Source organism: Nocardia arthritidis NBRC 100137, from assembly GCF_001612765.1.
In the GTDB taxonomy this organism is placed as follows: domain Bacteria; phylum Actinomycetota; class Actinomycetes; order Mycobacteriales; family Mycobacteriaceae; genus Nocardia; species Nocardia arthritidis.
On record NZ_BDBB01000036.1, the window covers coordinates 1 to 21,970 of the forward strand.

Consider the following 21,970-nt stretch of genomic DNA (forward strand, 5'->3'; position numbering starts at 1 on the left):
GGCATTCCAAACAGCCTGTTCGGTGGATTGGGAGACAGAACCTAGCCTCGAGGTGGGCTGATCCCGCGGACGCTGGAGATCTCCGACGGCGGCATCGATCGACTTGCTCGGTCTCCACTGTTGCCAGACATGGGCAGTCCAACCCGTCGGCGAACCGCCGTGGGTGCTTACGCTGCAAGCCGAGCGGTCCGCGAACGAGGCGCCGAAGCACTCGAAACCTTCCCGGGCCGGACCGTGAGAGCCCTGGCGGTGGCCAGGAGAAAGAGAGTCCGAAGTGAATTTCCTGTCGATTCTGTCGCTGCTGCTCAGCGCAGGAAGCAGCGTACTGTCCCTCGGCAGCAGCGCGCTCTGATCGCGACGACCCGGCCCCGCTGACGCGCTGATCCGCACCGGGGCCGGATGGCCCGACATCTATCGAAAGAACTGCTCCCGCATGGTGCCCGGCCGGTAAGAGCTTCCGCGCCGTGCGGCACGGTTCCGACCACGGTCGGATCGGTCGTGCGCAGGCGGTTGCGGGTGAACAGGCACCAAGTGGATGATGCGGGCCTCGCCATCTTGACCCGCTCCGAGGCGATGGCGTATCGCTGATCGGGTGTCCGGGCCCAGCGTTTGTAGCGCCCGATCGGTTACATTGGGCCGTGATGGGGCCGAACACAACAGCGCACGAGGTGCCCGCCGCGCGCGCGTTCCGCTGGCTGATGGCCGTGGGCGCGCTTTTGGCCGCCGTCGCCCTGCTGCTATTGTCGCTGCTTCCTCTCGTGCCTTCGGAGGCGGCCGCGATGACAGCACTGCATCTGGCACTGCTGAGTTTCGCCGTTTCGGCCGTGGCGCTGGGTTGGTCGACGCGCTCCGGACTGCTCGGGCGAGTGGTCGGGCTCAGCGCAGCGATGGTGTTCGTCGCCGGCTCGTTTCCCTGGCTGATACCGAACTGGGGAAACTCGGCAGTCGCGGTGCTGCTGGGCGCATGGGGAGTATCCCTCGCACTTAACGGCTCGACTTACACCGGGGACTCCACGAACAGCGGCAGATGACCTTCGATGATACCGCCCTGCCTGGACCAGGCAATCCCACTGCGCAATAAGAAGTTACAGCTGGTGTCCCGATCGAGCACGCCGTAAGCGTCGCCGAAATACTCGTCCCACCTGCGGAGAGCGTCGCCGAGTTTTCGCGCTGTTGCTTTGCTCATCACCACGACTGCGGCCGCTCCGTCGGAGAGTTGTGCGGCAGATCCTGCGGTGATGGTGTCGGCAGCGTCGAAAGCGGGCGATAGTCGCGCCAGCGATTCGGCGGTAGTGCCTGCCCGAATACCTTCGTCCTCGGAGAAGGTGATCGGAACCTCGGCGATACCGGAGCCCGTGATGCCGCCGCCGATGACCTCGACTCGCAAGGGTGTGGTGGCGCTCATCGACCGCTGAACTGTGGGGTGCGCCGCTCGAGCATGGCCCTGACAGCCTCGTTATGGTCTTCGGTGTGGTGGGCCACCGCTTGCATGGCTGCCGAGAGTTCCAGAATGCTTTCCAGACTCTGATGCTGGCCTTCGCGCAGCAGCCGCTTGGTCATCCTCAGCACGTGCGGAGGGTTCGCCGACACACGTGTCGCGAGTTCGTGGGCGGCGCTGAGGAGGTCCTCGGGATCGACGACAGCCGAAACTATGCCCCACTCGAGTGCGGTCTGTGCGTCGATAGCGTCACCGGTGAATGCCATCTCACAGGCTCGAGCCATTCCGATGGCGCGGGGCAGCAGCCATGCGCCTCCGTCACCAGGGATGATGCCGAGCTTGACAAAACTCTCGGCGAATTTCGCTGTAGTGGAGGCGATACGCAGGTCGCACATCATCGCGAGGTCGCAACCCGCTCCGATCGCGGCCCCGTTCACGGCGGCGATCGTCGGGATCTCGCAGTGGTAGAGAGCTTTCGGGATCCGCTGGATCCCGTGCCGGTAGCTCTGGCGCAATTCGGCGGGGGAGCCACCGAACATAGCTTGTTTGTCACGCATGTGCTTGATGTTGCCGCCGGAGGAGAAAGCCGGGCCGGCGCCGGTGAGGATCGCCGCTCGCACGCTCGGGTCGCGGTTGACCGTGGCGACGGCGTCCTCGAGCGCTGCGATGGTCTCGGCCTCGGAGACGGGGTTGCGAAGCTCTGGGTTGTTGAGAGTCCAGACAACAGTGTCGCCGACGCGTTCGATAAGCAGGGGGGTGCTCAAGTAAGTGCTCCGAGGGTGTTTGCGGAAAGGACGATGCGCACGTCGACGGGGACGATGCCGGTGTCGGATGCGATGACGGGGTTGAGGTCGAGCTCGCCGATCTCCGGGTGCGCTGCGACGGTGTCTCCGATGCGGACGAGCAACCGTGCCAAGGCTGCCCTGTCGACCGCGGGCAGGTTTCGGTAGCCGTCGAGCATGCGGGAGGCGATGGTCTCCTGGATCATCTCGTGGGCTTCGGCCTCGGTGAACGGTGCGGCACGGAAGGTGACGTCTTGGAGGGCCTCGACCATCACGCCGCCGCTGCCGAAGGCCACTACCGGGCCGAAGATCGGGTCGTGGGTAGCACCGATGAGCAGTTCGGTGCCTGTGCCCGCCATCGGAGTGACGATGATGCCTTCGATGATTGCTTCGGGCACGTTTTCGGTGACCGAGCGAATGATCGCCTGTGCGTCTTCCTCTGCACTGGCGGCGGTGACGTTCAGTTTCACGCCACCGACATCGGACTTGTGGATCACCTGTGGAGACACGATCTTCAATGCGCATGGCTTGCCGTACCCCGCGACCGTGGCGGCGACCTCGTCGACCGCGCGGGCGAAGGTCCATTCGCCGATGTCGATGCCGGTCTCCTCGATGAACCTGCGGGCGCGGGGTTCATCGAGGAGACCGATTCCATAGGGCGCGGGGAGGGCGGGGGCAGGAAGTACCAGGGTCGACCGCTGCGCCGAGGTGGCCAGGCGCTGCCCGCGTCGGTGCAGGGCGGCGACAACGCGGACGGCGTGGTCGATGGAATTGATCACTGGAACCCCACCGGCCCGCAGCCGGTCATGGTTGGAGACAGTGTCGGCGGCATAGCAGCTCTGGACCAGCAGCGGAACTTCATGGGTAGCGCTCAGTTCGAGGAGTTTGCCTGCGGTGGCGTCCTCGGCGTCTCTGAGACTCGCGTCGAAACGCAGATGATAGCCGCCATACAGACCCACGATGAGCACCAATCCGACTGCCGGATCACTCATCAAAGCGTCGACGGCATCGATGAACACGGTGGGGTCGGCGTCGGTGGCTCCGGCCACGTCTACAGGGTTGACGACCGATGCCGACCCGCCGAGCAGATCCCGCAGGACTTGTCGGGTGCGGTCACCGAGCTGGGCGAGTTCGATACCGCAAGCGGTCAGTGCGTCGGCGGCCAAAGTGGCGTGGCCGCCGCCGTCGGAGAGAATGGCGACCTTGCGTCCAGAAGCGATCGGAGAGATGGTGGCCAGTGCGCCTGCGACGATGGCCAATTCGTCCGAGCGGTCAACGAGTTCCACGCCTGCCTGCCGCAGCACCGCGGTGGCGATGGCGTCGGACCCGGCGATCGACGCGGTGTGCGAAAGCGCGGTGCGCCGACCGACCTCGGAGCGTCCGCCCCGCAACACCACCACCGGCTTGTCCTGGACGGCGCGGGCCGCGGCGATCAGGAACGCGCGTCCGTCCGTGAAGCCTTCCGAGTGGATGGCGACGGCCCCGGTACCAGGGTGGCGGACGAGCTCGGTGAGGCATTCGTCGTAGCGGACGTCGGCTTGGTTGCCGAGGCCGACGTAGGCGTGGAAACCGGGGCCCTTGAGCGCGCGGTTGTCATTGACCAGGGATAGCAGCATGTTGCCACTTTGGGTGATTACGCTGATCGGCCCCTCGGGCACGCCTTCCAAGCCCACCAGATTGGCGCCAGTGGAGACGTTGAGCAATCCCGAAGTGTTCGGTCCGATGACTCGGACACCGGTTTCGGCGATCGCTTTGGCCAGTGCTTCGTCGAGTTCCGCGCCCGAGTCTCCGGTTTCCTTGAATCCGTTGGCCAGCACTACTGCTCCGGCGATTCCGACTGCCGCGCAACGGCGCAGGGCCTCGGGTACCGCGGCACCGGGCAGAGCGATCAGCGCGACGTCGATACCGTACGGCAGTTCGTCCACCGAGGGGACGACCTCGAGACCATGGATCCGGGTGGCTTTCGGGTTGACGGGGTATACGGGATGCTCATACCCGGCTTGCTGAAGTGCGCGCACGGCCTGAAAGCCTCGCTTGCTGGGATTGAGGGACGCCCCGACGATCGCGATCGAGTGTGGATCGAGAAGGCGTTCGAGCGCTGTGCGCGATGGTGCCGAATGAGTGGCCACCGCGGCGGGGTTGGGCTGTGCCATCGTGTGAGCTCTACTTTCCGTGGAAGATGGGGATCCGGCGCTCGCTGAACGCTGCTACGCCCTCAGCCCAGTCTTGCGTGCCCATCAGCGCGATAAGCTCCTGTGGTTCGGTCTCGAGCGCGACGTCGAGGGGATCGTTGCGCCGCAGCGCCGCCTTCATCCGAGCCAGCGACAGCGGGGCTTTGCTGGCGAGAGTGTTTGCGAGTGTGTTCGCCGTGTCGATCAACGCGTCGCCTGCAACGGCTGAGTGCGCCAAACCCCAGTCGTATGCCTGGCGGCCGGTGAAGCGCTCGCCGAGGACCAACATGTCGGTGGCGCGCCTCAATCCGACGAGGCGGGGGAGTCGGTTGGTGACGCCGCCGCCGACGAATGTGCCGATCCCGACTTCGGGGAACCCCATGTGGGCGTTCTCGGCGATGACGAGAAAGTCTGCGCTCACTGCCATTTCGGCTCCGGCGCCGAGGGCGTAGCCGTTGACCGCGGCGACTACCGGAGTGTCCATCGTCTGGATCTGCTCGCACGCCCTCTGGCCGAGGTCCAGGTAGTGTGCCTGTTCTTCGCGGCTGCGGGTGCCGGACTTGTGGGCTTTCAGATCGGCGCCGACGCAGAATGCGCGGCCGGTCCCGGTGAGGACGACCGCGCGCACGTTCGGGTCCGCGTCCGCCGCGACCAGTTCCTCGATGAGCGTCTGGTACAGCTCTTCGCTCACCGCGTTGAGGCGGTCGGGACGGTTGAGGACAAGGGTCACGGTCGAACCGGATCGGGTCGTCAGGACGGTCGTCATCGTGTCAACGCGTCTTTCTAATCGAACTGTTTATCAATACGTTTCGGCTACATGTCACCAGCGATGCGAGTTCGTCCGGAGCGCTGCCGTGCATCCCGGTCGTCACTTGCTCTCGGAACTGCGCGTGCCGGGTGCCTCGATCCGGACGGCCGTGGAGTTCGACCACAGCCTGGGTCTGCAATGAGAATTGCATAGCGTACTGACTTGTGCAAGTTTGCTTGCAAACACGGAGTGTGAGGTGTTCCATGGATCGGGCAAACAGTTAGCTGGGGCACATCCCCACGTTCTAGGAAGAAGGCATCGTGCCAACTTCGCTGTCCAACTCGGAAACTCTCGACCACTCCATCAGCACTCGTCAGATGACCATGATCGGGATCGGCGGTGTCATCGGCGCCGGCCTGTTCGTCGGCAGTGGCAGGGCGATCTCTTCTGTCGGCCCGGGGATCGTCCTCGTCTATCTGTTCACCGGACTTCTCATCATTCTGGTGATGCGGATGCTGGCCGAATTGGCCACCGCCAGCCCCGACACCGGTTCGTTCTCCACTTACGCTTCCCGCGAACTCGGGTCGTGGGCCGGACTATCCGTCGGCTGGCTCTATGCCTACCACTGGTGTGTGACCGTGGCCTTCGAGGCGATCGCCGGCGCTGCGATCGCGAGCGAGTTGGTTCCCGCCGTGCCTAGTTGGCTGTACGCACTGCTTTTCATGACCGTGCTGACAGGAGTGAACCTGGCGGCGGTGACCTCGTTCGCGCGGTTCGAGTTCTGGTTCAGCATGATCAAGGTGACGGCGATCGTGCTGTTCATCGGCATCGGCATCACCGCGATCGTCGGTGTACTGCCGCACTTCGACTCCCCGGGCACCTCGAACCTTCTCGGGCACGGCGGGCTGTTCCCGAACGGCATCACCCCGCTGCTGATCGCCAGCCTGACAGTGTTCTTCTCCTACTTCGGAACCGAACTGGTCACTATCGCCGCAGGTGAAGCGCGCGACCCCGTGCGGGCAGTTCGCCATAGCATGCGCAGTGTCGCGTGGCGGATTCTGATCTTCTATGTCGGCTCGATCCTCGTGGTGGTGACGCTGCTGCCGTGGGACACCACCGAGGTGACCAAGAGCCCATACGCTGCCGTGCTGAACCTGCTGGGCCTGCCAGGCGCGCAGACCGTGATGAACCTGATCGTGCTGACTGCGGTGCTGTCTTGCTTGAACTCGGGTATCTACTCTTCATCCCGGATGCTCTTTTCACTCGCGCGACGCGGTGAAGCCCCCCGGACTCTCGGTCGAAGCGGCAAGTCGGGAGTGCCCGTGAAGGCGGTTCTCGCCGCATCGAGCGCCGGTTTCTTCGCGGTCGTGGCGAACTACTTCCTGCCAACCGGCGCCGTGTTCACGTTCCTGCTCAGTTCCTCCGGCGCGGTTGCCGTCGTGGTCTACCTGTGCATCTGCGTGACTCAGATCGTCGGCCGCAGCAAGAAGACTCCAGCGGACGGCGCGCTACCAGTCAAGATGTGGTGCTTCCCCTACCTGTCGTACATGGTCGGCATCATGCTGCTCGCCATCATCGTCGGAATGGTTTTCACCCCTGACACCCGAACACCGTTGAGTCTGACCATGATCGCCACCATCGCGGCCGTCACCGCTGGGCTGATTCACCAGCGGCGCAGAACAGCGACAGCCGCGTTGCCGACCGCCGCCGACGACGTCGAACAGGCTCGGCAGCCTCAGCAGTGAGTCGAATGCATGACGATCGGTCGGTGCACCGATCGACAGCGCTGCCGTCCCGGTCGACGCGCCGACATTCCACCAGCCACCGTCGCGTGCAGCTTGCATGAGCCCGCTGGTCGGCTGCCGAACGACCCTCCCGATCGCTGGCGGCACTGCCCCGGCCGACCGCGATGCATTTCGCGCTCGATCGTCGCCGCGCGGCTGCACGGCTGGAGTCTGCTGTGCGGCACGTCCCAGAGATGGACCGACGCTCCGTTGGCTGCAGGACCGAGTCATGCCGCGTTCGGTGCGGTGCCCGAGTGATGGTCGTTTGCGCAGCACGCCGGTACGACTCGTCGGATAGATTGGGCAAATTCCTGGTGGTCGATGTGGTGGAGGAGGCGTGGTGGGCGCGAATGCGGAGCCGGCGACGGGTCCGGAAACGTTCGAGATTCTGGTGACCGATATCCGTGCCCGATGGGATTCGCTGTCGGTCTCGCATAAGAAGCTGGCCGAACGCGTGTTGTCGGACCCGGAGGCGGTGGCGTTCATGACCGTGTCCGACCTGGCGAGTGCGGTCGGAGTCAACGAGGCGACGGTGGTGCGGTTCGCGAACGGCCTGGGGCTCAAGGGATATCCCGGTCTGGCTCGGCTGTGCCAGGAGCGGCTGCAGGAGAAAGCACAGTTGCTGCGCCGTTTCGACAATCTCGAGCACATGGTGGCTCAGGGTACGGGCACGCGGGAGGCCCAGGTGGCGATGGACCAAGCGAACATCGCCCGCTCCTTCGCCAACATCCCGGACGCCACCTGGGACGCGGTGGCCGCCCAGCTCGCGCGCGCGCCGCGCGTGCACGTGATGGGACTACGCAAGTGCCACGTGCCAGCCTATTTGCTGGGCTATCTGCTGGGTTTGCTGCGTGAGGACGTCGCGACCGTGACCGGGACCAGGGGGTCGCTGACCGACGAGCTGCGCCGTGTCCGCTCCGGGGACTGTTTCGTCGCGATATCGATCCATCGCTACAGCCTCGACACCGTCCGCGCGGCACGGTGGGCCCGCCAGCGCGGCGCCCATGTCGTCGCGATGACCGACACCCCGGTCTCACCGCTGGCCGCGGCGGCGCACGAAACCTTCTATGTCGAGGCGTCGAGCGCGAGTGTCCTGCGCTCGATGACCGCCTTCACCTCGATCGTCCAGGCGATGTCCGCCGCGGTCGCGCACCTGCTCGGTCACGAGGGGCGGGAGAATCTGCTGGAAGAGGAGAGGCTACTGGCCGAATTCGACGTGTACACCGCGGATTCGGTCTGATCCATCCTCGGCTGCGGCATCGAAGCCGGTCGTTGCCTTTCGGCCCTGCTCGACTCTCCGTGGCAGAAGCTGTTGTCGCCGTTGGTACCTCTCTCCTCCTCGATGCTCGACACCGAGAGGAGCCGTTGCGAGACAGACTTCGGAAGGACACCGGAGCCGTTCATAATTCCCTGACGGTCTCCTCCCGGGGGATGACCGCAGCACGGACAGCGTCGATGGCGGCCTGTTGCAGGGGTGAGAAGTAGTTGTCAGGTCGGTAGAACAGCGAGATGGGTTCGTGAACGGCGGCGTCGGTGATGTCGATGCGGCGGAGCCGATTGGATGCCAGGTCGTTTTCTACGCAGTACTGGGGGAACAGTGCCGCCCAGCCGTGGTCGATGACGGCTTGTTTGATCGGCTCGGCGTGGCCGAGCCGGATGACGACGTTGAGGCCGGTGACGCCCAGATCGCGCAGCTGTGCTTCGAGTGCCTGTTGGTAGGCGACTTGGCGGGGAACCGCGACGATCGGTATTTCTGCCAGCTCGACAACGGTGATCGACTCCTGCTGCAGTGGTCCGCCGGGGCCGGTGCACAACACCAGCGGCTCGTCGCGTAGCTTCTCCCGTCGCACTGCGGTTGGGAGATCGTGGTCATGCCAACTGAGCACTGCGAAATCCGCTTCGCCGATCTCCACTTGGTGGAGAGCTTGCTCGGGTTGGGTGACGTGCATGGTGATGTCTGCGCCGGTGCGCTGTATTCGGAGTCGAGTCAGGATGGGCGGCAGCAGGCAGCTTCCGACGGCCATGCTGGATGCGATTACGACGCTGCCGCCGACACCTTGAGCGAGCTCTTGAATGTCGCGGCGGACTCGGACGCTGCGCGCAAGCATCTCTTTGGCCCATAGGTATGCCCGTTGACCGGCCTCGGTGGGGACGAGCCGGTTCGAGGTCCGGATGAACAGTTTCGCGCCGAGCCACTGCTCGAGTGCACGCAGCTGACTGGACACCGCGGGTTGGGCGATCATCAATCGTTCAGCGGCGCGGGTGACTCCGCCTTCCTCTACGACGAGACAGAAGACTTCGAGCCGCCGCAGCGATAACTGAGCTTCCATGGTCATAACCGATCCCTTATGTCTTCCTTTGAAATCTCTTAATTGATTTATATCACCATAGATCTTAGAGTCGATTTATCCCACAAAACGGACCAAATGGTTTGGTCAAGATCGGGGAGATCGGTCATGGTTGTTCGCAACTCTTCAAGGCGTGACGTCGGCACGACGGTACGCCTGGCCGGCCGGCCGACTATCGGTAAATGGCGCCGTGGCCGCGATCGACAACGTTGCCCAGTGGCCGGCAACCCGATAGAGCCTCGACCGTCGAGCTTGGGACGTGGACCTCGGCGCCGTCAAAGGCTCATGCCGGTGAGGCGATAAGCCATGTATCCGAACAGATATCAGCAAGCGAATTCACAGTCGGGCGACGAAAAGTCCTCGACCGGGACGGTACCGCTATTGGAGCCCGCAGATTTGTTGCGGGCAATCTCGGGCCACTGCTCCATCGCCTTGCCTCTAGTCCGGTGGGCTCGGGAGCTGGGCGATCTTCACGCGGAACTGATTCCATTCCGGCTCAACGGGGGCTCGCAGCCGAAGCGGGATGCCGATCAACTTCGCTTGGGAATCGATGGGGTCGTGGGTGAGATCGACGCATGGGCGGCGCGCAATATTCAGCGGGCGAGAAGCGCACGCAAGCACACCCACTCACTGGGCGAGGTGATCAGCCACATGGCTCGGTCCTACGCCGAGGCGTGGTGGATCGTGCTTCATTCGGCTGACGCCGAAACCTGGCATCGAGCATGGTTCCACTTGGGCGAGGCCCATGAGGGCTACGCAGAGTTGCTGAGAGCCCTGCGGGCACGGCATCTCCAATTGCCATTGGGGGCGTCAGCGTTCGGGGGAGCGCTCGATCGATGTCTGCGTGGAAGTTGAAGACGACACGCTCCATGGCCGCCGAATGAGCAATAAAGCGAAGCCTATGCGGCTCGGGTGTCGACATCTACCGAATTGGAGGATAGCGCTGGTAATAGTTCGGGAATCGTTCGGCTCGGGGTACGGAGATTCGGCACTCCTGCTGCCCGGCAACGACGCCGGTGACAGTCCACAGCGGCGTGGACTCCGAGGCATCCATGATCGAAAAGCGGTTCGGGCCGATCTACCACGCAACCCCACCTGCACGCGGATGTGGACGCTGCGACACCTGGACGAACCGACCTCGGCGCCGGCTGTCAGCGAGCCAACTCGACGGCTTCCCTGATCAGATGCTTACCGGGAAGGGGCGGGTGACCTCCATCGCCGTGCGCAGCCTCGGCACCAGGGCGCGTCCTTGCCGGACAGAACCGGAGGGGCGGGCCAACGGCATAACCGTTGACTTATGGGGTCCCAGGAAAAGTGTTAATTGATTTATATCATCCGACTTCTTATTGTCGGTTTACTTACGAAACGAGACAGCGATTTGTCGGTCGAGGAGGACCAATCATGTCCATTTCCGATTCTCCTGCGCGGGATATCGGCGTCGGGGTGCGGTTCGTCGCGCTGGCCGATCACCCATTGCCGACGCCGGCACCCTGGCCGCCGCTGAAGGTTTCTGCAGCCGAGATAGAGCAGGAAATTCAGCGCTTGGCCGAAGGGGAGCGTGGTCCGGACGGGCGGCGTGGGGGGTTGATCGTCCATCCTTGGTCGACTGCCCCTGGCCTGGGCCTGGCCCCTGGGGTGGACGTCACGATCGAGGTACTCAAACCCGGTGAGCGGACCGTGGCGGTACGCCGGAACTCCAGCCAGGTCGAGATCGGTGTGCGCGGTGGCGGCGTTGTTCAGGCAGGGGGACGCAATTTCCGCCTGGGCGAACTGGACATTTGCACCATTCCGTCGATGAAACCGTACCTGCATCACAATGACGGTAGCGACCTTTGGGTGCGGCTGAGTTATTCCAATGCGCCCCTTCTGACGAAGCTCGGTGTTCATTACGCCGAGCAACTACCAGCGGACGCCGCCACGCAATCGTTGGGGAACGAAAACCCCGGGCCGAACGAGGGCTACACTCGCGAAACTGCGCCGGACTTTCCGATCTCCGACTCCGGTGCCCGGTTGCGTGGTTACGAATTCCTGGTGGATATCGAAGCCGTGCCGAATGGTGCCTTGCATTGGCCGTGGGCGGATGTGTCGCAGCATCTATCCAGTGAGGTCGGCGACGGCAAACGCACGATTATGGCGCTGTATAACCCTGCGACGGGACGGCGCCAAGGCGCCACCCACAGCTTCTTCGTTACCGCGGCCCGCATGCCCGCCGGCACGCCCGCTCGACGCGTCGGTAGCGGACACCGGCACAGCTCGGTCGCGATCAACTACCACTTCGCCGGTGCCGGTTCCAGCGTCGTCGATGATCAAGAAATCGAATGGAGTGCAGGCGATCTGCTGCTGTCTGCCCCTGGCTGGCGGGAGCATTCGCACCATCCTGGGCCGGAGGGCTTCGGCATCTTCACCGTGCAGGACCATCCGCTGCAGATCGCGATGGAGTCGCTGATCTGGCAGGAAGACATGACCGGACCGATCCTCACTCTTGGCGCTGAGGCGGGCCAGACCGGCTACGTCGGACCACGTGAAGCCGGCGACTGACGAGACGACATTCCCGTGTGTAGTTCCCCTTTCTCAACTGTTTAAGGAACCAACGTGGCTTCCATCCTCGGAATTGACATCGGTGGCACGTTCACCGACGCGTTTCTCGGTGACGACAAAGGCAATGTCACCACGGCCAAGGTGCCGTCCACGCCGCCGAACTTCGCCGAAGGGCTGCTCAACGCGGTCGACGAGATCGGTCGCAAGCTCGGACGACCCCGCGAGAAGGCGCTGGCGGATGTGGACTTCATTTGCCATGGCACCACTGCGGCGCTCAACGCTCTGGTCACGGGCAACGTGGCCCGGGTCGGTCTGCTCACCACCAAGGGCCACCGCGACTCGATCTACATCATGAACGTCGAGGGCCGCTATGCCGGGCTGGGCTCGCACGAGATCCAGGACGTGACCGGCACCCGCAAGCCTCCGCCGCTGATCCCGAAGCGGATGGTCAAGGAGATCACCGAACGCATCGACTACCAGGGTGAAGTCGTTGTCCCGCTTGACGAGGAGGTAGCGCGCAGCGCCATCCGGGAACTGCTCGCCGAAGGCGTCGACGCGATCGCGGTGAGCTTACTGTGGTCATTCGTCAACCCGGAGCACGAGCAGCGGCTGCGGAAACTGGTCGAGCAGGAGTCGCCGGCCACCTACGTGTGCCTGTCCAGCGAAGTGGCGCCGAAGATCCGCGAATACACACGCACGGTCACCACAGTGATGAACGCACAAGTCGGCCCGACGCTACGGGACTATCTCGCCCCGCTGCAGGACGAGCTGGCCGCGCGCGGGTTGAGTGGGCCGCTGATGGTGATGCAAGGAAGCGGTGGAAGCGTCTCCGCGCAGAACGCGCCCGCGCAGGCGATCACCACGATCGGCTCGGTGCTCACCGGCGGAGTCGTCGGCGCCCGCAACCTCGGACAGCTGCTGGGACATCGCAACATCATTACCTCCGACATCGGCGGCACCACCTTTCTGGTCGGCCTGGTCGTCGACGGCGAGCCGGTGTTCGCCAACACGACAACGTTGAACCAGTTCACGATCAGCACGCCGATGATGAAGGTGACCTCCATAGGGTCGGGTGGCGGTGCGATCGCGTGGCTGGACGGCAGTAATTTGCGGGTGGGTCCGCGCAGCGCGGGTGCTCGTCCGGGACCGGCGTGTTATGGGCAGGACGGATCCGAACCGACGGTCACCGACGCCAACTTGGTGCTGGGCATCCTCGACCCGGATACCTTCGCCGAAGGTACCCGCAAACTCGACGTCGAGCGCGCCCGGCAGGCAATCGGCAGCCATATCGCAGAACCGTTGGGGCTCGGGGTCGAGGAGGCCGCGGCGGCGATCTTCGAGATCCAGAACGCGCAGACCGCCGACCTGCTGCGCAGCGTGGTCGTCGGGCAAGGGCACGATCCGCGGGATTTCGTCCTGTACGCCTTCGGCGGCGGCGGTCCCGCGCACTGCTTCGCCTACGGTGGCGACCTCGGGATCCAGGAGATCTACATCCCGCTGGGCGACACCAACGCCTTCTCCGCCTATGGGCTGACCACCTCCGATGTGGTGCTGTCCGCGGAGATGTCGGACCCGGCCTCTCACCCGTTCGACGCCTCCCGGGTGCACCGCCAGTTCGACGAACTGGAACAGACGCTGAACGAGCGCCTCAACGCACAGGGTATGCCCTTCACCGAGATCGAAATGCGTCGCGAACTCGACATCCGCTACACCGCGCAAATGTTCGAAGTACCCACCCCGGTGCGTGCGGGCGAACTCGGTGAGGGGGACATGGAGCAGGTAATCGCCGACTTCGAGGCGCTCTACGCCAAGCTCTTCGGCACAGGCACCGGCTACCGCGACGCCGGTTACCAGCTGATCAACCACCGCGTTTTCGGCATCGGCCGAGTCGGCTTCAAACCACAACTGCCCACGCTGGCCGAAATCGCACCCCCAGATGCCGGCGCCACCGTTCGGGGCACCCGGCCGGTGTTTCTGGACTCCCGCCTCGGCTGGGAGGACACCGCCATCTACGACTATCAGCAGCTCACCCACGGGCACACACTGACCGGTCCCGCCATTGTCGAAGCAGGCACCACCACGGTAGTCGTACCTCGTGGCGGGACCGCACGTGTCGACGCACTGCGCAACATCGTTCTCCACCTCGACGACCGGAGGTCGTGATGTCTCCCCAGCCTCTAACGCCGGTGCCCGGTTCGGAAGTGTTCCAGAGTCGGCCCTACACCCGCGAGCAGATCCGCGCCGACCTGCCCTCCAGCCTCGAGCTGTATCCGACCGACCTCGATGACGACGTCCCACCGCTGACCTACGAAGTGGTTCGCAACCGCATCTACGCCATCACCGACCTGATGGGCGATGCGCTGCGGCGTATGAGCGGTTCGCTGGCGGTCACCGACACCAATGACTTCGACGTCGCCCTGACCGACCCATACGGAAACATCGTCCAGGTAGGTCCCTACAACACCCAACTGGTCGCCTCCATCGGCTTGGCCATCGGATGGATCCTGCGCAACCGCGCCGACAACCCCGGCATCGAGCCCGGCGATATGTTCCTGTGCAGCGACCCGTGGGTCGGCGGCGGCCTGCACCAGAACGACGTCGCGTTGTTCGCACCGCTGTTCCATGACGGTGCACTCTTCGGGTGGACCGCCGCGGTCGCCCACCAGCTCGACGTCGGCGGTGTCAGCCCAGGTAGCTGGACGCCGCGCGCCCAAGACGTGTTCTGGGAGTCGTTGCCGATGCCGCCGGTGAAACTCGTGCGTGAGGGCCGCATCCAGCGCGACGCGGAGCAGGCCTACCTGCGCCGTTCCCGCATGCCCGAGCTGGTGGGATTGGATCTACGGGCCAAGGTGGGTGCCAACCTCGTCGGCCACGAACGGCTGGCCGCGCTGCTGGACAAGTTCGGCGGAGAGACGGTGCAGAAGGTGATGCAACGCCAGATGCGCGAGGCCGAGCAACGGCTGCGCGACAAGCTCGCAGCTATCCCCGACGGCACCTGGAACGCGATCAACTATCAAGAACAGTCCGGCACGGGCGACCGCGGTCTGCACGCGATTCGGCTGACGCTGACCAAGAGCGGCAGCGACCTGCTGTTCGACTTCACCGGTACCGACCCCCAGTCGGGCATGATCAACTGCACCTACACCGGCCTCTACGGCGGCATTCTGTCGGCGCTGATGCCGCTGCTGTGCGGTGATATCCCCTGGGCGCCAGGCGGATTGATGCGGTGCGTGAGCATCATCAGCGAACCGGGCACCCTCAACAACGCGACTTTTCCCGCCGCGGTCGGTAAGGGCTCGGTGGCCTCGTCGTGGACCACCACCAATGTAGCCATCGAATGCTTGTCGCAGATGCTGGACACCCACGAGACGACGCGGCCGTCGGTGGCCAGTGTGTGTTGCGGCGGTTGGGATCTCAGCGTGCTTGCAGGCTTGAACCAGCACGGCGCCCCGTTCGCCAGCGCGATCTTGGAGCCGATGGCGGGCGGGTTCGGGGCGGGCACCGACCACGACGGCGTGGACACCGGCGGTCTGGTGTTCATCCCGATGGGCAAGATCCCCGACGTCGAGATTAACGAGTTCACCATGCCGCTGCTGTATCTGTGGCGACGAGAGGAAACCGACTCTGGCGGGCCTGGCCGCCATCGCGGCGGGCTGTCGGGCAGCGTCGCGTTCACCCCACACCGCAGCCCAGCGCCTATATTTCACGTCATCTCCGGGTCCGGGAAGGCCGTCGCGATGAACCGCGGCCTGGCCGGCGGGCACCCAGGCGCCACACAGGAGGACCTGCGTGTGCGTGGCACCGATATCGAAGCCCGGCTGGCGGACGGCGCGATGCCCAGCACTGTCGAAGACGTCGGTGGGACCATCGAATTCGCCAGTAACCAGGAAGAGAGTGTCCTGATGCCCGGCGACGTATACGTGATGCGCTGGCAAGCCGGCGGCGGTTACGGCGACCCCATCCACCGTGACCCCGAACAGGTCGCCGCCGACGTGGCCGAGTTGAAGGTGTCCCCCGCGGCCGCGCGCGACGTCTATGGCGTCGTGCTCACCGCCGACAACACCGTCGACCACACCGCTACCGACGCGCAGCGCCGCGCGATCCGAGCCGAAAGGAAAAGTCGTGTCCACGCCTGAACAGATCGTCGACGACAACATCGTGCAGCGCGTCATCGACGGCGCCGCCCGCTACATGTGCCGGCACTGTGGCGCCGACATCTCCACGGCAGGGCCGCGCTGGCGGGAGGAGGTTGCGACCGTGTATCAGGGCGGGCCCAGCAGCGCCGGACCGCACCTGAACGACAATGCCCGCCACTATCTCGACGTGGATGTGGTTGTGCGGCAGGGGTATTGCTCGGGATGCTTCACCACGCTGTTCACCGAAACCGCACCCACGCAGGCGGTGCAACGATGAAGGTACTGGTTACCGGAGGGCTTGGCGTCAACGGCGCATGGACGGTGCGGCGACTGCTGAACGAGGGCCACGACGTCGTGGTCATGGACACCCGCCCGGAGTTCGATCTGTTGCCTGACATTCGCGATAACTTCGAATTCACCCAGCACGACCTGCGCGACGTCGACGGCCTCACTGAACTTATGGCCAGCCGCCGCATCGACGCCGTCGCCCACCTCGCGGCGATGGTGGGCCTGCCGGCCGACCTCTACCAAGCGTTCGCGATCAACGCCCAAGGCAGCGTCGGCGTGCTCGAGGCAGCGCATCGCGCCGGTGTGCGACGGGTCGTGTACACCAGCTCGAAGGCGGTGTACGCACCCATCGTCGGCAAGTACGCGCACCCCGGCTACGAGCCTGTCCCGGAGGACTATCCGCGCGGCCCGACACCGGGCCTGCGTGCCTACGGGGCCTCGAAAATCCTCAGCGAGGAGGCAGGCCAGGTCTACGCCGAACGGTACGGCCTCGAATTCGTCGCATTGCGCTTCGGCCTGATCTACGGCCCCGGCAAGAAGGCACGCCACGGCCCGATCGGGCTGCACAGCCGCATCATCGAAAACGCACTCCTCGGCCATCCCACCACCGTCACGCACGGGGGCGACCAGGGTGACGACATGATGTACACCAAGGACGTCGCCCAAGCCGTCACCAAGGCATGCACCGCGCAGCTGGGCACATGGGTGTACAACATCGGTACCGGCCGAGTCGCGACATTGCATGATTTAGCCGCCGCGGTGCGCATCCGATTCCCCGACGCGTCCATCAACATCGGACCCGGGTTCGAGTTTCTCGGGATCGGCCCCGTCCACTGCGTCATGGACATCAGCCGCGCGCAACGAGATCTGGGTTATGCGCCCGAGTACGACCTGAAGGCCGGTGTCGACGACTATGTCGAATCCATCGGGCAACTCGGTTTACAACCGCAGGCGCAGTCCACCGAAAGTTCTTGGTGATTAGTGAAAATCGCACGATTCCGCACTGATGCAGGCCTCGCCGCCACCGGCGTCGTCGACGGCGACAACGTCATCGAGATGCAGGATGGCCCCTTCGTGCCGCGGCGGCACCGGCTCGACGAGATCACGCTGCTGCCACCGATAGGCGACCACGCCAAGATCATCTGCGTCGGGTTCAACTACGCACCCCACGCACAGGAGACCGGTGTCGAACTGCCGACCCGCCCGACGTTGTTCACACGATTCCCCGACAGCGTCGTCGGGCACGATGCCCCGATCCTCCGTCCGGGCGACAGCGACTGCTTCGACTGGGAGGGGGAAGTCGCGGTCGTCATCGGACGCCCGGCGCGGCGCGTACCGCCGCGCCGGGCACTCGACCACATCGCGGGATTCACCTGCTTCGCCGACAACAGCATCCGGGACTGGCAGCAACACTCATCGCAGGCCACCGCAGGCAAGAACTGGTCAGCCACCGGCGCGTGCGGGCCATGGCTGGTCACACCCGACGAACTCGGTCACGGCGCGGACCTGAAGATCCGCACCATGGTCAACGGCATTGTCGTGCAGGATGATACAACGGCGCACTTGACATTCTCCGTCGCCGATCTCCTCGCCTACGTCAGCACCTTCACGCCGCTCGAGCCTGGCGATGTGATCGCCACCGGGACCCCCGCTGGAATCGGGCACCGCAAGAACCCTCCGCAGTACCTGGCCGCCGGTGATGTTGTGGAGGTCGAGGTCTCTGGCATCGGCACCCTCCGCAACGAGGTAGTCGAAGAAGTAATGGCATGACCGCATATTTGTCGGAGGCCGAGGTCGCCGAACTGGTGTCGCTGGCGGAGGTGATCGACGCAGTGCAGGACGCCGTCGAGCGCGAAACCACCGGACAGGCGGCCAACATCGCCAAGACCATGACGGCGTGGGGGCCCGCCAGCAGCGGCCACGCCCTCGGCGCGGTCGACACCACCAGTGGACTGCTGGCGTTCAAGACCTGGGTCAATACCCCCGTCGGCGCCAGCGCGGTGCTCACCCTGTTCGACATCGCCACCGGTCAACTGCTGGCCACCATGGCCGCTGGAACGTTGGGCGCTTTGCGAACCGCGGCGATCACCGGACTGGCTACCCGACTGCTGGCCGATATTCAGGCCGATGACCTCGCCATCCTCGGCAGCGGCCGCCAAGCGCTACGGCAGGTCGAAGCGGTCAACCTGGTGCGTCCGCTGCGCCGGGTGCGGGTCTGGAGCCCCGATGCCGAGCGCCGCGCCGCGTTCGCCCGGACAGTCGGCGACACGTTGGGCATCACGACAGTCGTAACCGACTCCGTGGAAGAAGCTACCCGCGAAGCACCGATCATCACCACCGTCACTCGTGCCCGCGAACCATTCCTGCGTCGCGAACATCTCGCTGCCGGAGCGCATCTCAACGCCGTTGGCGCGATCCTGCCCGCCAACGCAGAGTTCGCCCCCAACCTGCTGGCCGATGCCGGGCTTGTCGCCGTCGACAACCTCGACAATGCCCGCCGCTCGTCGCGGGAACTGCGAGAGTTCTTCGGCGAGGACTTCTCGACCGTACGCACGCTCGGCGAGCTGGCCGTCGGCACGGCGGCACGACCCATCGGGTCGGCGCCTACGGTTTTCAAGGGACTGGGCATGGGGTTGTCGGACCTGGCCGCAGCCACCGTCGTGGCCCGCCGCATCGGGCTGGAAAGGACTGCCACGCTATGAAATTTCGCAGCGAACCGCACCGGATCACCGGGTCCATCGCACCGCTGATCACCCCGTTCAGCGACGACGGCGACCTGGACCTGGAGTCCTTGCGGGCGTTGGTGCGCTGGCAACTCGACAGCGGATCCCACGGTATCTCCCTGGGCGGCTCCACCGGCGAGCCGGCGGCGCAAACGGTTGCCGAGCGTATTACCGCCATCGAAACCGTGGCCGAGGAGATCGCCGACGACGTGCCCTTCCTTCCGGGAACCGGCGCGGCGACCCTCGAAGCGACCCTCGAGGTGACTGCAGCCGCCCGCGACGCCGGCGCCGACGCGGCGTTGATCATCACGCCCTACTACGCGCGACCGACTCAGGAAGCGCTCTACCGGTGGTATGCCACCATCGCCGCGGAGTTTCCCGACCTGCCGATCGTCATCTACAACGTGCCCTCACGCACTGCTGTCGACATCGCACCCGAGACGGTGGCCCGGCTATTCCGCAGTGTCGACAACATCGTGGGAATCAAGGAAACCACCACAGATTTCGCACACTTCTCCCGCGTGCTGCACCAATCGGGGCCCGAACTGCTGGTGTGGTCGGGCATTGAACTGCTCGGCCTGCCGTTGCTGGCACTAGGCGGCCGCGGCTTCATCAGTGCCGTCGCAAACCTTGCCCCGGCGGCAGTTGCCCGTATGTATGAGGCGTGGACCGACGGTGACCAGGATACTGCCCGTGAGCTGCACCATGCGCTGCACCCGCTGGTGGATCTGCTGTTCGTCGAAACCAACCCCGCACCAGCGAAATGGGTGTTGCACCAGCAGGGCCGCATCACCTCAGCAGCGGTGCGGCCACCGCTGATCACCCCCACCGAGAACGGGCTCACCCAGATCCGCGCGCTGCTGGACCAGAGCGCCGACCTCGTGCGCTGAAACCAGAAAGGACCCGCCATGGTGGCAACGTCGCCATGCATGGTGCTGCACGCACCTCGAACATTGTCCGCCGCCGAATTTCCTCTACCAGCCCTGGGAGTCGATGACGGTCTGCTCGAAATCGAAATGGCCGGGATCTGCCATACCGACTACGAACTGTTCTGCGGCAACACCACTGGTGCCTTGCCGATCCTGCCCGGGCACGAACTCGTCGGCCGCATCGCGGCTATCGGCGACCGCGCCGCTGATCGTTGGGGCGTCACCATCGGTGACCGGGTCGCCGTCGAATCCATCGTCCGATGCGGCTTCTGCCCGGCGTGCATCCGCGGCAGCTACAAACACTGCCGCGAAATCAAGGTCTACGGCACGTACACCTCCTGCATGGAGCCACCGCATCTGTGGGGAGCATTCAGTCGCTACACCTATCTGGCGCCTGGTGCGATCGTGCACAGAATTCCGGATGACATGTCACCGGAATTGGCCACCCTGCTGTGTGTCGCTGTCGCGAATGGGCTGGGATGGACCATCACCCACGGCGGTGCCGGGGTCGGCGACATCGTGATCGTCCAAGGTGTCGGCCCTATCGGGCTATCCGCAGTCGCGGCCGCCCGGGAGGCCGGCGCCGCGATGGTCATCGCCACCGGCCGCAGCGCCGACAGTCAACGCCTGGCGCTTGCACCAGCATTCGGGGCCGACATCATCATCGACGTCGACCGGCAGGACGTGCGACGTGAGGTGCTGGCCGCTACCGGCGGCGAACTGGCGCATGTCGTGCTCGACACCACCGGAAGCCCAACCGCGATCGCCACCTCCACCACCCTGGTCCGCCCCACCGGCACCGTCGTCAACGCCGGTCTCACCGGTGACGCCACCTCCACCGCCCTGCGTCTGGACGCACTGATGCGGCTGGAGATCCGGCTGCAGCACGTGTTCACCTACGACTACGACGCGGTGCGGCGCGCGATGTCGGTGATGCGCAGCGGCCGATACCCATTCGACAAACTCATCACCCACCGGTTCCCTATTTCCGAGGCCGCCGATGCGATCCGGATTGCCGGCCGCGAGATTCCAGATCCCAGTGTCATCAAGGTCGTCCTCACCCCCGAACCCCCGGTGAATCAGCCATGACCACCACGCAGCACGCCCACCTCGCCGGACCGAGACCGGGCCATCGGACGGCGTGGGTACGGAGGTCAGGGACATGGATGTGATCGTCACCAGAAAGTTCCGAGCCGCCGCCGACGTCGTTGTTATCGAGTTCGCCGATCCCACCGGAGCGACACTGCCCCCGTGGACACCAGGTGCGCACATCGAAATCGAGCCTGCGCCCGGACTGCGCCGCTCATATTCGCTCATCGACGGCGACGAACGGCTTTGGCAGATCGCCGTGCTCCATGACCACAACAGCCGCGGTGGATCGCGCTACATTCATCAACAGCTGACTCCCGGCACGGTGGTGAGCGCGCGGGGCCCGCGCAATGACTTCCCGCTGTATAACGCGGACCGATATCTGTTCGTCGCCGGTGGGATCGGCGTAACCCCGATCCTGCCGATGCTGCGGCATGTGCACCGCCGCCGTGCCGACTGGCGCCTGCTCTACGGCGGCCGCCGCCGCGCGTCCATGGCATTCCTCGACGAACTCGACCAGTACGGCGACCGCGTGCGCATCCACCCCCAGGATGAAAAGGGCCTGCTGCCACTGGACCGCGCCCTCTCCGACCTGCCCGCCGGAACACTGGTCTACTGCTGCGGACCCGAACCACTATTGGACGCGGTCGGCCGCCATGGCCAGCAGTGGTCGCCGGGCACCCTGCACACCGAACGCTTCGCCGCCGCGACCACGGGCAATACCGCGTTTTATATCCACCTGGCTCGCTCGAACCTCACCCTGCACGTGCCGCCGGACCGGTCGATCCTCGACGTGATCGAGCAGGCCGGAATCGGTGTGCTGTCCTCATGTCGCAGCGGCACCTGCGGCACCTGCGAAACCACGGTCCTAGACGGCCGCGTCAACCACCGCGACACGGTCCTCACCGACGACGAACGTCGCGACGGCGCCACGATGATGATCTGCTGCTCGCGCTCCCAATCGCCCGTGCTCACCCTTGAACTCTGAGGAGGACA

Annotated in this window: 17 protein-coding genes and 1 pseudogene; 13 read left to right on the forward strand and 5 right to left on the reverse strand. The window is 64.9% G+C overall.

The features are described from left to right. Positions 1-641: 641 nt before the first annotated feature. On the forward strand, positions 642-1,031 hold the full coding sequence (locus NA8_RS23310) for a hypothetical protein (protein ID WP_063052484.1): 390 nt from the start codon (positions 642-644) through the stop codon (positions 1,029-1,031). Between the two features lie 125 nt (positions 1,032-1,156). Here NA8_RS23310 and NA8_RS35275 read toward each other — a convergent pair. From NA8_RS35275 to NA8_RS23330, 4 genes and pseudogenes are all read right to left on the reverse strand, one after another. Continuing rightward, positions 1,157-1,333: pseudogene (locus tag NA8_RS35275) on the reverse strand (thiolase family protein); the annotation flags it as partial. Between the two features lie 68 nt (positions 1,334-1,401). After that, positions 1,402-2,202, reverse strand: coding sequence for a crotonase/enoyl-CoA hydratase family protein (locus NA8_RS23320; RefSeq protein ID WP_063052486.1), 801 nt, complete (start codon positions 2,200-2,202; stop codon positions 1,402-1,404). After that, positions 2,199-4,373, reverse strand: a complete 2,175-nt coding sequence (locus tag NA8_RS23325; protein WP_063052487.1) for an acetate--CoA ligase family protein — start codon at positions 4,371-4,373, stop codon at positions 2,199-2,201. Before NA8_RS23325 ends, NA8_RS23320 begins: the two co-directional genes overlap by 4 nt. Positions 4,374-4,383: 10 nt before the next feature. Further along, on the reverse strand, positions 4,384-5,157 hold the full coding sequence (locus NA8_RS23330; RefSeq protein ID WP_063052488.1) for an enoyl-CoA hydratase/isomerase family protein: 774 nt from the start codon (positions 5,155-5,157) through the stop codon (positions 4,384-4,386). Between the two features lie 302 nt (positions 5,158-5,459). Here NA8_RS23330 and NA8_RS23335 point away from each other — a divergent pair, with 302 nt between their 5' ends. After that, positions 5,460-6,884: an amino acid permease gene (locus NA8_RS23335; RefSeq protein WP_218019499.1), complete on the forward strand. Its 1,425-nt coding sequence runs from the start codon at positions 5,460-5,462 to the stop codon at positions 6,882-6,884. Positions 6,885-7,263: 379 nt separating this feature from the next. Continuing rightward, entirely contained in the window at positions 7,264-8,163 is a 900-nt protein-coding gene (locus NA8_RS23340; RefSeq protein WP_063052549.1) for a MurR/RpiR family transcriptional regulator, read from the forward strand. 160 nt (positions 8,164-8,323) lie between these two features. Here NA8_RS23340 and NA8_RS23345 read toward each other — a convergent pair whose 3' ends face one another. Continuing rightward, positions 8,324-9,259 carry a LysR family transcriptional regulator gene (locus tag NA8_RS23345; RefSeq protein WP_218019500.1) on the reverse strand — a complete coding sequence of 312 codons (936 nt, stop codon included), beginning with the start codon at positions 9,257-9,259 and terminating at the stop codon, positions 8,324-8,326. A 1,413-nt stretch (positions 9,260-10,672) separates the two neighbouring features. Between NA8_RS23345 and NA8_RS23350 the strand changes: the two genes are divergently transcribed. The 10 genes from NA8_RS23350 (at position 10,673) to NA8_RS23395 (ending at position 21,962) form a co-directional block, all read left to right on the forward strand. Further along, positions 10,673-11,809, forward strand: a complete 1,137-nt coding sequence (locus tag NA8_RS23350; protein ID WP_063052490.1) for a cupin domain-containing protein — start codon at positions 10,673-10,675, stop codon at positions 11,807-11,809. Positions 11,810-11,863: 54 nt separating this feature from the next. Beyond that, positions 11,864-13,972 carry a hydantoinase/oxoprolinase family protein gene (locus tag NA8_RS23355; RefSeq protein WP_063052491.1) on the forward strand — a complete coding sequence of 703 codons (2,109 nt, stop codon included), beginning with the start codon at positions 11,864-11,866 and terminating at the stop codon, positions 13,970-13,972. Between the two features lie 23 nt (positions 13,973-13,995). Beyond that, positions 13,996-15,945 carry a hydantoinase B/oxoprolinase family protein gene (locus NA8_RS23360; protein ID WP_063052492.1) on the forward strand — a complete coding sequence of 650 codons (1,950 nt, stop codon included), beginning with the start codon at positions 13,996-13,998 and terminating at the stop codon, positions 15,943-15,945. Then, positions 15,932-16,222 carry a hypothetical protein gene (locus NA8_RS33980; protein ID WP_063052493.1) on the forward strand — a complete coding sequence of 97 codons (291 nt, stop codon included), beginning with the start codon at positions 15,932-15,934 and terminating at the stop codon, positions 16,220-16,222. The genes NA8_RS23360 and NA8_RS33980 overlap by 14 nt, the downstream gene beginning before the upstream one ends. Then, positions 16,219-17,211: an NAD-dependent epimerase/dehydratase family protein gene (locus tag NA8_RS23370; RefSeq protein WP_063052494.1), complete on the forward strand. Its 993-nt coding sequence runs from the start codon at positions 16,219-16,221 to the stop codon at positions 17,209-17,211. The genes NA8_RS33980 and NA8_RS23370 overlap by 4 nt, the downstream gene beginning before the upstream one ends. A 3-nt stretch (positions 17,212-17,214) precedes the next feature. Beyond that, complete coding sequence (locus NA8_RS23375; protein ID WP_063052495.1) at positions 17,215-18,003, forward strand: fumarylacetoacetate hydrolase family protein; 789 nt, start codon at positions 17,215-17,217, stop codon at positions 18,001-18,003. Then, positions 18,000-18,935, forward strand: a complete 936-nt coding sequence (locus NA8_RS23380) for an ornithine cyclodeaminase family protein (RefSeq protein WP_063052496.1) — start codon at positions 18,000-18,002, stop codon at positions 18,933-18,935. The genes NA8_RS23375 and NA8_RS23380 overlap by 4 nt, the downstream gene beginning before the upstream one ends. Next, positions 18,932-19,846, forward strand: a complete 915-nt coding sequence (dapA, locus tag NA8_RS23385; protein WP_063052497.1) for a 4-hydroxy-tetrahydrodipicolinate synthase — start codon at positions 18,932-18,934, stop codon at positions 19,844-19,846. Before NA8_RS23380 ends, dapA begins: the two co-directional genes overlap by 4 nt. Before the next feature lie 18 nt (positions 19,847-19,864). Then, the gene (locus NA8_RS23390; RefSeq protein ID WP_084467034.1) at positions 19,865-20,974 is read left to right on the forward strand and encodes a zinc-dependent alcohol dehydrogenase; all 1,110 of its coding nucleotides are present in this window, start codon (positions 19,865-19,867) and stop codon (positions 20,972-20,974) included. Positions 20,975-21,047: 73 nt separating this feature from the next. Then, positions 21,048-21,962, forward strand: a complete 915-nt coding sequence (locus NA8_RS23395) for a PDR/VanB family oxidoreductase (protein WP_063052499.1) — start codon at positions 21,048-21,050, stop codon at positions 21,960-21,962. Positions 21,963-21,970: the final 8 nt, after the last annotated feature.

What these genes read in the sequence shown, in the direction of transcription:
- NA8_RS23310 (WP_063052484.1), top strand. Translation starts at nt 642, where the DNA reads ATGGGGCCGAACACAACAGCGCACGAGGTGCCCGCCGCGCGCGCGTTC.
- NA8_RS23380 (WP_063052496.1), top strand. Translation starts at nt 18,000, where the DNA reads ATGACCGCATATTTGTCGGAGGCCGAGGTCGCCGAACTGGTGTCGCTG.
- NA8_RS23350 (WP_063052490.1), top strand. Translation starts at nt 10,673, where the DNA reads ATGTCCATTTCCGATTCTCCTGCGCGGGATATCGGCGTCGGGGTGCGG.
- NA8_RS23330 (WP_063052488.1), bottom strand. Translation starts at nt 5,157, where the DNA reads ATGACGACCGTCCTGACGACCCGATCCGGTTCGACCGTGACCCTTGTC.
- NA8_RS23390 (WP_084467034.1), top strand. Translation starts at nt 19,865, where the DNA reads ATGGTGGCAACGTCGCCATGCATGGTGCTGCACGCACCTCGAACATTG.
- NA8_RS23395 (WP_063052499.1), top strand. Translation starts at nt 21,048, where the DNA reads ATGGATGTGATCGTCACCAGAAAGTTCCGAGCCGCCGCCGACGTCGTT.
- NA8_RS23325 (WP_063052487.1), bottom strand. Translation starts at nt 4,373, where the DNA reads ATGGCACAGCCCAACCCCGCCGCGGTGGCCACTCATTCGGCACCATCG.
- NA8_RS23345 (WP_218019500.1), bottom strand. Translation starts at nt 9,259, where the DNA reads ATGACCATGGAAGCTCAGTTATCGCTGCGGCGGCTCGAAGTCTTCTGT.
- NA8_RS23370 (WP_063052494.1), top strand. Translation starts at nt 16,219, where the DNA reads ATGAAGGTACTGGTTACCGGAGGGCTTGGCGTCAACGGCGCATGGACG.
- dapA (WP_063052497.1), top strand. Translation starts at nt 18,932, where the DNA reads ATGAAATTTCGCAGCGAACCGCACCGGATCACCGGGTCCATCGCACCG.